Source organism: uncultured Nostoc sp., assembly GCF_964245575.1.
GTDB lineage: Bacteria > Cyanobacteriota > Cyanobacteriia > Cyanobacteriales > Nostocaceae > Nostoc.
This window is the reverse complement of sequence record NZ_CAXTNP010000503.1, coordinates 1-2880: the sequence shown is the minus strand read 5'-3', so window position 1 is coordinate 2880 and position 2880 is coordinate 1. Positions and strand designations below refer to the sequence as shown.

Sequence of the window (2880 nt, the reverse complement as noted above, 5' to 3'; positions counted from 1 at the left end):
ATGTAATTCCGATATATTTTAGCTAAATAAAAAACTTATAGTTATTTATTCTAAACTGAACCGACTTCATAGCTAATATTTTATAAATTTTAAATATGCTAAATTAAGAGTTATTAAATAATTGAATTTAACAATTAATTCATAATTAAAATATAAAACTGCCATTTTTCTCTAATCCAAAAATCAAACCCTATTTCCACTCACTAAATCTTCAAAATGCCAGACTCATTAATGTATCAGCAAGATCACTTTGTTGTTCTAGAAACAAATCAACCAGAACAATTTCTGACACAATCAGAGTTATTAGAAAAGCTCAAAACAACTCTCCAACAACTCATAATTCAAGATTTGCCGCCTGACTTGCAAAAGTTTAATACTGCGGAAGCTCAAGCACAATATTTACTTGACACCACTTGCGAATTAGATATTGCTCCTGGGCAATATTTGCAGTGGTATGCAGTTCGTTTAGAAAAGTAACTATTTGATTAGCGATTAAGAAGAAAAAAGTCAATTAAGAAGTAGCATAACAGACAGTAGATTTGTCAGTTGAGTTGGACAGAGTGAAAACCAACAAAGTCCTGAAAATGTTGGGTTTTGTTGCTCAACCCAATCTACATTGGAGTTATTTTTTAGGCTTAACCTACGCAGTATTGGAAGCAGGGTGAGAGAAGAATTACTCAGCAATACCCTCTTTCCTCCCCTGCTCCCCCTGCTCCCCCTGCTTCTCTGAACCGTCGTGGTAGATCCCCAACTTCTTTAGTAAGTCGGGGATGTGCGCGTTTGATTCAGGATTAGCTACATAAAAGAATCGAGTTTGGGTAAGGAGAATTTTTGTTCTTGACTATTGACTACTGACTAATGACTCTTTTTGAGTATTGATCAGTGCTAGCTCAATTGTATTTTCAGATGGCTGCGTTATTTCAACCTCCAATCCAGGCCCAAAATAGTTGGTCATTTTTTCCTGCTTTTTTTGCCAGACATCAATTGGTATTAGCGGTGAATCAAATTCTAAAATTAGGGCATAGCTGCCATTAACTTCTGTTTCTCGCAAGCCTGTTACTGTTGGTCGTTCCTGGTCTGAGGGACTCAAACCCAGAAAAGAAAGTGTTGTATCTAGATGAGCATCTTGACCGTAACAATATCGGGTGATGTCTTTGCGAATTTTATTTTGAGTATCAGTTGCTTGCTGTTCTCGCAATATCAATGCTGACGGTGACGTAGTTTGGGTAAAGGGTACTGGCTTGAGTTCATTAGCTTTCAGCGCCAATCCTCCCAACAATAGAGGAATCCCGTAAAAAAATCCGACAAGATTTAATGTGGCATTATCAGCACCATAGGCGACGAAACCCATGATGGTTAAGATGCTGCCGATGGTTAAACCGAGTGTTCCCAAAGAGATTTGGCGTAGCATGAGCTTAAATTAATATAAATTCTGAATACCTCAGTTTTATTATCATCGGCTATGAGTAACAAATTAGGGAAGAACATCGTTCCTAGACAGTAGTATTCAACCAACTCAAAATTGCTAGGTTAAGACTGACACGCTAAGAAGCCAAGAGGTTCTACCTTCCTTATAAGTAGACGGACAAAAATATTTATAGTCATTGGGAGCGAACGCGAGTGCGTCTGGTAGAGAAGCAATTCGCTTGCGGCTGGGATTGCTTCATTCTGCTTCGCTCGCAATGACATTGTGTAATTAATTCTGTCTGACTACTTATAAAAATTTCCGTAGACGCAAGGACATGGATTTCTAAGTCACAAAGTTCGTGTAGTAGACTATTGACACTAGTAAACTCAGCGAGTTCCTCACGAAACTCGCTGAGTTTACTATTCTTGGGTCAAAAGGGAGCTACTGCTTAACCCCTCGCCAAGCATCGTAAGGGCGTATAGTGCCCCAGAATGTTGGATTTTGAGTTAACTTAAAATTTAAAGGTAGTTAAAGATAGGAAAAAAATAATGGATTTACAGACTATAAAAGAACGAATTGTCGCAGTTCAAAGCAAACGCGAGTACCTGTTAGGTCTACTGGAGCAACCAAATTTGGGAACTTTGAGAGTTGACGTAAATCAGGCTTTGGAAGAACTGGATGAATTAATTGATGAATTTAGACGCACCATTCCGGTAGAGTAGAAATTATCAAAAATTGCGTCGGTTTAACCGTGAACTTCAGGTTATACCGACGCTCCTCAGTAATATCATGTCCTCAAATCTCCAGAATTGAACTAAGTGTGAGTTGGTGAAGCAAGATAGCTGTATCATTTATCCTGCAACTGAACCATCTCCTGCACGCTGACCTAACTGCCTAACTAAGGCAATAAGTTCGCTTGTAGGTACATCTTTCTTGCAAACGTTATCAAAGCTAGACATTGCCTTTGTCCCCTGAAAATTTACGTCTTCCACTGAGGAGTAAGCAAGGATCTGGGTGTTCGGAGATATAGCTTTTATGTGACTAGACGCACTCCAGCCATCCATGACTGGCATCTGTAAATCTAGAACAATTACGTCAGGATGGCAACGTTTAACCATTTCTATAGCTTCTTCACCATTACTAGCTAAACCTACTACTTGAATATTTTCCTGGCAAGAAAAAACTAATTGTAAGGTTAAACGAGTCAGTTCGTGGTCATCAACTACTAGAACACGCAAGGTAGAAAGCTCACAGGATAACATTAACATTGAGGAGAAAGACGAAATTATTTCAGAACAACTTCTCTAGTTTATGGGAACAAATGCCAGCACTAACTCTATCCTATGGTTGAATAACTTGTGTGAACCCATGACAAACAACTTAGATAACTTTTCAAAAAGTCAAGTTTTCTAAACATATTGGACTTTGGACAAAAAAGAGTTGTTCGTGGTTATTATGCGCGAACATAAAAT

The 2880-nt window shown here is 38.3% G+C and carries 4 protein-coding genes; 2 read left to right on the top strand and 2 right to left on the bottom strand.

Annotated elements, in window-relative coordinates:
- Positions 1-216 precede the first annotated feature (216 nt).
- Complete coding sequence (locus tag ACFFAP_RS37685; RefSeq protein WP_375515982.1) at positions 217-477, top strand: chlororespiratory reduction protein 7; 261 nt, start codon at positions 217-219, stop codon at positions 475-477.
- Between the two features lie 364 nt (positions 478-841).
- Here the strand turns inward: ACFFAP_RS37685 and ACFFAP_RS37680 are convergent, their stop codons facing one another.
- Entirely contained in the window at positions 842-1411 is a 570-nt protein-coding gene (locus tag ACFFAP_RS37680; RefSeq protein ID WP_375515981.1) for a DUF2854 domain-containing protein, read from the bottom strand.
- A gap of 545 nt (positions 1412-1956) precedes the next feature.
- Here ACFFAP_RS37680 and ACFFAP_RS37675 point away from each other — a divergent pair.
- Complete coding sequence (locus ACFFAP_RS37675) at positions 1957-2130, top strand: hypothetical protein (RefSeq protein WP_181984929.1); 174 nt, start codon at positions 1957-1959, stop codon at positions 2128-2130.
- A 129-nt stretch (positions 2131-2259) separates the two neighbouring features.
- Here the strand turns inward: ACFFAP_RS37675 and ACFFAP_RS37670 are convergent, their stop codons facing one another.
- Positions 2260-2676 carry a response regulator transcription factor gene (locus ACFFAP_RS37670; RefSeq protein ID WP_196528032.1) on the bottom strand — a complete coding sequence of 139 codons (417 nt, stop codon included), beginning with the start codon at positions 2674-2676 and terminating at the stop codon, positions 2260-2262.
- Between the last annotated feature and the right edge of the window lie 204 nt (positions 2677-2880).